Genomic DNA, 6,470 nt, shown 5'->3' on the forward strand with positions numbered 1-6,470 from the left:
CCCGCCGCGATCGCCGAGCCGCGACGGAGCGAGCCGCGCCGTCACGAGCCGGCGCACCCCGCCGCGGCGGTGGAAGCGCACACCGCGCCCCACGACGAGATCGTGGACGTCGTCCGCGAGCTCGCCGAGCGCGCGCCGAACGGCGCCGTCCTCATCGACACGCTGGAGCGCACGCTGAAGGCGCGGGGGTTCAGCCGGCCGCCGGGCTCGCCGCGGCTCATCACGCGTCTGCGCCGGATCAAGGAGCTCGCGGTGAGCCCGACGGGCATGATCACGCTGGTGGGCGAGGCGCCGCTCGCCGAGCCCGCTGCGGCGGCCGCTGAAACGGGCGAGCCCGAGCCGGCGCCGGCGGCCCGGCGGCGCCGCCGCCGAGGTCGGCGGGGCGGCCGCGGCCGGCAGCGCGCGGGCGCCGCGGGCGCCTGAGGGCGCCGGGGCGAGCGCGGGCTCAGGCTCCCGTCGCCACGAGCACGGCCTTCGCCCGCGCCCGGAGCTCGTCGGGCAGGGGCGTGGACTTGCGCGCGTCCATGTCGAGGTGGACGCCGAGCTGCTCGAGCGTGGCGACCGGCGCGGCGGATCGCTCGTCCGTCATCACGTGCAGCAGGCGCATCGAGGAGTTCCCCACGTGGAGCAGGGCCGACTGGACGCGGACCGAGTCGCCGGGCCGGAGCGTGCCCCCGATCGCCAGCTGGAACTCGAACGTCGAGAAGCCGCGACGCTGATCGCGCTGGTAGCCCGGCGTCATTCCGAACGCGGCGATGGCGTGGCCGTTCGCGGCGGAGAAACGGTGGATGTAGTGGGACAGGGCGCTCTGCCCGAAGACGTCGAGCTCCCCGGGCTGCACGGTGTCACGCGCCGTCTGCGGGAAGCCCTCGAGCCCGCGCGGCCGCGGCCGGCGCTCGCGGGGCGGACCGTCCCACCCGACACGGCGCGCCTCGGCGCGGCGCCGCTGTGCCGCGGTGAAGCGGACGGCCGTGCCGCGCCGGAGCGCCACGTGACGCACGGCGTGCTCGACCGTCGTGCAGAGCTCGCCGGTCTCGGAATTGAAGACCTTGTGGCCGAGCAGGAGCCCGTCGGGCTCGGCGCCGATCACGCCGCTCTCGACGTGCATGAGGTCGCCGACGCGCAGCTCGTGCTGGTAGCGCACGTAGCAGTCGGTGGTCACGCAGCCGCGGCCCGCGCGCCCCATGTAGGCCGCGCCGAGCCCGAGCGCCTCGAGCAGGCCGAGCCCGGCGTCGGCGATGCGCGCGAAGTAGTAGGCGACGGTGAGGTGGTCGTTGTGGTCCACCTCCCAGCGGTACACCATCCCTCGATAGGTCTCGAGCCAGCTCACATTTTCCTCCGCGCCGAATCCATCGTGTCGGCTGCTACACTCTAAACGGCATGGCCAGCCTACCCCAGAGCCCCCAGTCTCGCTCGGACGATATCGAGGGCGCCCTCGGGTCCGACCCGGTGGGGTTCCCATTCAGGACCGAGCTGAGCCTGGCGCCGCTGCTCGCCTTCTGGTCGTCCGAGTTCGGCAACGTGCTCTCGCCCAAGGGGCGGTTCGGCGGGATCGTCCGCGAGGAGGCCGAGAAGGCGCCGGAGCTGTTCAGCCCGATCACGGATCTCTCCGTCATCGCCCGGTATCGCGAGCTCGTCGACGTGCTGATGGCGGCCGTCTTCCCGCCGGCCTCCTTCGAGCAGGAGTTCGGTGCGGCGCTGATCCCGTTCCAGCTCCGGAGCTTCTACGCCACGCCGGCCTTCGAACGCCTGTTCGTGGGCGAAGGTGGCGCCGTCCGTCTCAAGGTGAATCTGGACCCAGCGACGCTGAACTCGATGCGCAGCCTGAAGGCCTACGCGCTCGTGCTCAGGCGCGTCCACGCCGTCGAGCTGGGCGTGAACTACCCGCTGACCCTGACGGTGACCGATCCGGACACCAGCCTCGAGCGCCACTTCAGGGTCGAGTTCGACCCGCGGTTCATCGAGGTGGAGACGGTGGGCCCGGTGCCGCCGCTGACCGACGACGTGCTGCGGCGCCTGCGCGGGGCTTTCCTGGACCCCGACTTCCTCCGCGCCGCCATCCCGCCCGAGAGCTTCGTGCTCCGCGGGTTCACGGTCTTCCGCGCCGTCGAGGTGACCGAGCGCGAGGTGCTCTCGTCGCTGAAGCGGGACCTGATCGAGAAGGAGTCGGTCGTCTCGCACGCGCGCTTCCAGGCGCTCCAGCAGAAGCTCCGCACCCTGTTCCGGCGCCCCGAGCTGCGCTTCGGCCTGGCCGCGCTCGAGGGCGACCAGGTGCTGATCCTCAACTACGGCGGCGAGTCCGAGCACTCGTGCATCTTCGCCGACTCCAGGCACCTCTCGACCGCGGACTTCAAGGGGTCCATCTACGAGCGCGCGGTGGCCCAGGGCAAGCCCCTGATCATCGAGGACCTCACCGCGTGGCCCGGCCGGACCCCGGTCGAGGACGACATCATCGCGGGCGGCGTGCGCAACATCGTCGTGGCGCCCCTCCACTATCAGGACAAGGTCATCGGCACGCTCGAGCTCGGCTCGCCGCGCCCGGGTGACCTCGACGCTACGCATCTCCCGATACTCGACGAGGTGCTGCCGCTCTTCTCGATGGCGGTGCAGCGGAGCATGGAGGAGCTCAACAACCGCATCCAGGCGGTCATCAAGGAGAAGTGCACGGCGATCCATCCCGTCGTGGAGTGGCGCTTCCGCAAGGCCGTGCTCAAGGCCATCGAGCAGCAGGCGGAGGGCGGCGCGGACGGCGGCGTCGAGCTCGAGCCGATCGTCTTCGAGCGTGTCTATCCGCTCTACGCGCTCTCGGACATCCGCGGCTCCTCCACCCAGCGGAGCCTCGCGATCCAGGCCGATCTCCTGACACAGCTCCGGCTCGCCAAGGACGTGGTCCAGGCGGCCTACCAGGCCCGGCGCCTGCCGGCGCTCGATGAGCTCACCTACCGCCTGGACAAGCACATGACGCGGATCGAGAAGAACCTCCGATCCGGCGACGAGGTCGGCATCATCGGCTTCCTCCGCGCCGACGTCGAGCGCCAATTCGACACCCTCCAGGAGTTCGGCGTCGCCGTGCGCGAGCGGGTGGCGGCCTACCGCGCCGCGCTCGACCCGCGGCTCGGCACCGTGTACGCGCGCCGGCGGCTCTTCGAGGAGAGCGTGACGCGTATCGCCGAGGGGATCTCGGCCTACCTCGACCTGGAGGAGCAGGCCGCCCAGGCGATGTTCCCGCACTACTTCGAGAAGCAGAAGACGGACGGCGTGGACTATCAGATCTACGTCGGCGCCTCGCTCGTCGAGGACGGCCGCTTCGACCCGCTCTACCTGAAATCGCTCCGGCTCTGGCAGCTCATGGTCACGTGTGGCGCGGCGCTCCGCAGCCAGCAACTTCGGGACCGCCTCGCGGTGCCGCTCGAGGCGACCCACCTCGTCCTCGTCCAGCACGCGCCGCTCTCGATCCGGTTCCGCTTCGACGAGAAGCGCTTCGACGTGGACGGCGCCTACGACATCCGCTACGAGATCGTCAAGAAGCGGATCGACAAGGCGGTCATCAAGGGCGCGAGCGAGCGCGTCACCCAGCCCGGCAAGATCGCGATCGTCTACGCGCAGCCGAGCGAGGCCCAGGAGTACCGCGGCTACATCGAGTACCTCCAGCACCTCGGCTACCTGACGCGCGAGGTGGAGGACCTCGAGCTCGAGGAGCTGCAGGGCGTCCACGGCCTCCGCGCGCTCCGCGTGACGGTGGATCTCAAGAACGCGCGGATCGAGCGGACAGTGCCGCTCCGCGACGTCCAGGCCGCGGCCGGCGCGTCGCCGAACTAGCAGGGCGAGCTAGAGGTAGACCGCCTTCATCAGCGCCGCGGGGTAGCGCAGGCCCGCGGCGGCGCCCGCGGGCACGACCGCGGAGATCCGCTGCACGTCCTCGGCGATGAGCTTCACGTCCGTCGCGCCGGCGTTCTCCTCGAGCCGCTCCCGGCGCTTCGTCCCGGGGATCGGGACGACGTCCGGTCCCAGCGCCAGCAGCCACGCGAGCGCGAGCTGGCCCGGCGTGCAGCCCTTCTCCTTCGCGATCGCCTCGATCCGGAGCACGAGCTCGACGTTCTTCGCCAGATTCTCGTCGTGGAACCTCGGGTGGGCCCGGCGGCGGTCGTCCTCCGGAAGATCGGCGGCGCTGTGGACGCCGCCGGCGAGGAGGCTCCGGCCGAGCGGCGCGTACGCGACGAACGAGATGCCGAGCTCGCGGAGCGTGGGGCGCGTCTCCTCGGCCTCGGTGCGGTAGAGCAGCGAGAACTCGCTCTGGAGCGCGCTGATCGGGTGGACCGCGTGGGCGCGCCGGACGGTCGCGGGCGCCGCCTCGGAGAGCCCGAGGAAGCGCGCCTTGCCCTGCTGGACGAGCTTCGCCATCGCGCCCACGGTGTCCTCGATCGGCACGCTCGGGTCCACTCGGTGCTGGTAGTAGAGGTCGATCGTGTCCACGCCGAGGCGCCGCAGGCTCGCGTCGCACGCCTGCAGGACGTACTCGGGCTTGCCGTTGACGCCGGGGGTGCCGTCGGGCTGGCGCAGGTTGCCGAACTTGGTCGCGAGCACGACCTTGTCGCGTCGCCCCCGGAGCGCCTTGCCGAGCAACTCCTCGTTGTGGCCCCAGCCGTACATGTCCGAGGAGTCGAGGAAGTTCACGCCGAGGTCGATCGCCCGGTGGATGACCGCGATCGACTCCGCGTCGTCGCCCTTGCCGTACGCGCCGGACATGGACATGCAGCCGAGGCCGACGGCCGAGACCCTGAGCGTGCTGTTGCCGAGCGTTCGATAGTGCACTGGGCCCTCCGTGAGGCGGATTGTAGCGCAAAGAGGTAGGATAGGACGCCATGAGCGACTATCACCTGAACAAGCTCCTCTTCGACACGGCCGGCCGGCACAAGATGGTCGAGTCGATCGCCGACGAGGCGGAGCTCGCCCCCTACGACCTGACCGCCGAGGAGCGCGAGGCGCTGCGCGACGGCGACCTCGCGCGGCTCTACGAGCTCGGCGCCAACCCGTACCTGATCCGCCGGGTCTTCCGCCCGCGGTTCAAGATCTGAGGCCCCGGCCGTGGGCGCGATCGTCGCCGGCTGCCTGACATCGCACGCGCCGAACATCACCGCGAAGCCGGTGATCGCCGATCCGGCGCAGCGCGTCCGCTTCGTCGCGGGCCTCGAGGAGATGCGACGGCGGCTCCGCGCCGCGAGGCCAGACGTACTCGTGGTCTTCGCGAACGACCACCTCCAGAACTTCTTCTACGACAACATGCCGGCCGTCTGCGTCGGCGTCGCGGAGCGCTACTGGGCGCCGTCGAACGGCGGGGCGGAGTTCCTGCGGGTCCCGGCGCGGCAGATCGCCGGCGCCCGCGACTGGGCGAAGGCGTTCGTCCACGCCGGGCTCGAGCAGGGCTTCGACCTCGCGTACGCGCACGAGCTCGAGTTCTGGGACGACGTCTCGGTGCCGCTCCACTTCCTGCTGCCCGACGCCGACGTCCCGATCGTGCCCATCCTCATCAACTGCGTCGCGCCGCCGCTGCCGCGCCCGCGCCGGAGCTACGAGCTCGGGGCGTTCGTCCAGGCGTTCATCGAGGACGCCCGCCCCAGGGCCGAGCGCGTCGCGCTCCTCGGCAGCGGGGGGATTTCGCACTGGATCGGCGTGCCCGACCACGGGCGGATCAACCCCGAGTTCGATCAGCGCGTGCTCGACGCGATCCGGCAGGGGCGCGGCGAGACGCTCGCCTTCTGGAGCCACGACGAGATCGAGAAGGAGGGCGGCAACGGCGGGCAGGAGATCCGGAACTGGATCGCCGTCCTCGGCGCCCTTCACGGCAAGAAGGGCGACGTCCTCGCCTACGAGCCCGTCACGGACTGGCTGACCGGCTGCGGCGCCGTCTGGATGGACGTCTAGGGCGGCTCCGGGTAACTTCGCCTCGCTTCGTTCTCGGTCGTCGCCGATCCTCACGTACAACCGCGTACGCTCCGGTCGGCTCCTCCCTCGGGCCTCGCGATGCTCGTTCTGCGGAGCCGCCCCGTTCTTCTTCCGCGGATCCGTCTGGATGGACGTCTAGGACGTCTAATGAGTCTCGCGGAATTGATTCACGGCACGCGACCAGCAAGATCGCGCACTTCGGCGTCAACGTAATGCGCGAGAGTCATTAGCAGCGCGTGACGCGCTCGGCGACGAGCGCGTCGATCTCCTCCTTCGAGAACCCGAGCGCGCCGAGAAGCGTGCGTGTCTCCGAGCCGAGCGCTTGCGTCGGCGCGCCCGGCCGGAAGCCGGCGCCGTCGAGCGCGAGAGGCGGCGCCAGCACGCGCACGGGGCCGAGCGCCGGGTGGGGAAGATCGTGGAGCAGGCCGTTGGCGAGCGCCTGCTCGTCGTCCAGCAGCTCGAACGCAAGCTTCACGTCCGACGCCGGGAGGCCGTGGGCGTCGAAGATCTTCTGCCACTCCTCGGTC

At 71.0% G+C, this 6,470-nt stretch carries 7 protein-coding genes; 4 read left to right on the forward strand and 3 right to left on the reverse strand.

All coding sequences use genetic code 11. From position 1 onward, the window contains the following. Positions 1–423 (forward strand): hypothetical protein (locus tag VKG64_12030; GenBank protein HKB25769.1); only part of this gene is annotated, 423 nt, incomplete at its 5' end. A gap of 22 nt (positions 424–445) precedes the next feature. Here VKG64_12030 and VKG64_12035 read toward each other — a convergent pair. Continuing rightward, positions 446–1,330: a thioesterase family protein gene (locus VKG64_12035; protein ID HKB25770.1), complete on the reverse strand. Its 885-nt coding sequence runs from the start codon at positions 1,328–1,330 to the stop codon at positions 446–448. 50 nt (positions 1,331–1,380) lie between these two features. On the opposite strand from VKG64_12035, the gene VKG64_12040 reads away from it, so the two are divergent. Then, entirely contained in the window at positions 1,381–3,819 is a 2,439-nt protein-coding gene (locus VKG64_12040; GenBank protein HKB25771.1) for a GAF domain-containing protein, read from the forward strand. 9 nt (positions 3,820–3,828) lie between these two features. On the opposite strand, the gene VKG64_12045 is transcribed toward VKG64_12040, so the two are convergent. Beyond that, positions 3,829–4,812 carry an aldo/keto reductase gene (locus VKG64_12045; protein ID HKB25772.1) on the reverse strand — a complete coding sequence of 328 codons (984 nt, stop codon included), beginning with the start codon at positions 4,810–4,812 and terminating at the stop codon, positions 3,829–3,831. A 50-nt stretch (positions 4,813–4,862) separates the two neighbouring features. Between VKG64_12045 and VKG64_12050 the strand changes: the two genes are divergently transcribed. Beyond that, complete coding sequence (locus tag VKG64_12050; protein ID HKB25773.1) at positions 4,863–5,075, forward strand: hypothetical protein; 213 nt, start codon at positions 4,863–4,865, stop codon at positions 5,073–5,075. Positions 5,076–5,085: 10 nt separating this feature from the next. Further along, complete coding sequence (locus VKG64_12055; GenBank protein HKB25774.1) at positions 5,086–5,922, forward strand: hypothetical protein; 837 nt, start codon at positions 5,086–5,088, stop codon at positions 5,920–5,922. Positions 5,923–6,169: 247 nt separating this feature from the next. Here VKG64_12055 and VKG64_12060 read toward each other — a convergent pair. After that, the coding region (locus VKG64_12060; GenBank protein ID HKB25775.1) for a CoA transferase at positions 6,170–6,470 on the reverse strand (301 nt) is incomplete at its 5' end.

Source organism: Candidatus Methylomirabilota bacterium (assembly GCA_035260325.1).
In the GTDB taxonomy this organism is placed as follows: Bacteria; Methylomirabilota; Methylomirabilia; order Rokubacteriales; family CSP1-6; genus AR19.

What these genes read in the sequence shown, in the direction of transcription:
- VKG64_12040 (HKB25771.1), top strand. Translation starts at nt 1,381, where the DNA reads ATGGCCAGCCTACCCCAGAGCCCCCAGTCTCGCTCGGACGATATCGAG.
- VKG64_12050 (HKB25773.1), top strand. Translation starts at nt 4,863, where the DNA reads ATGAGCGACTATCACCTGAACAAGCTCCTCTTCGACACGGCCGGCCGG.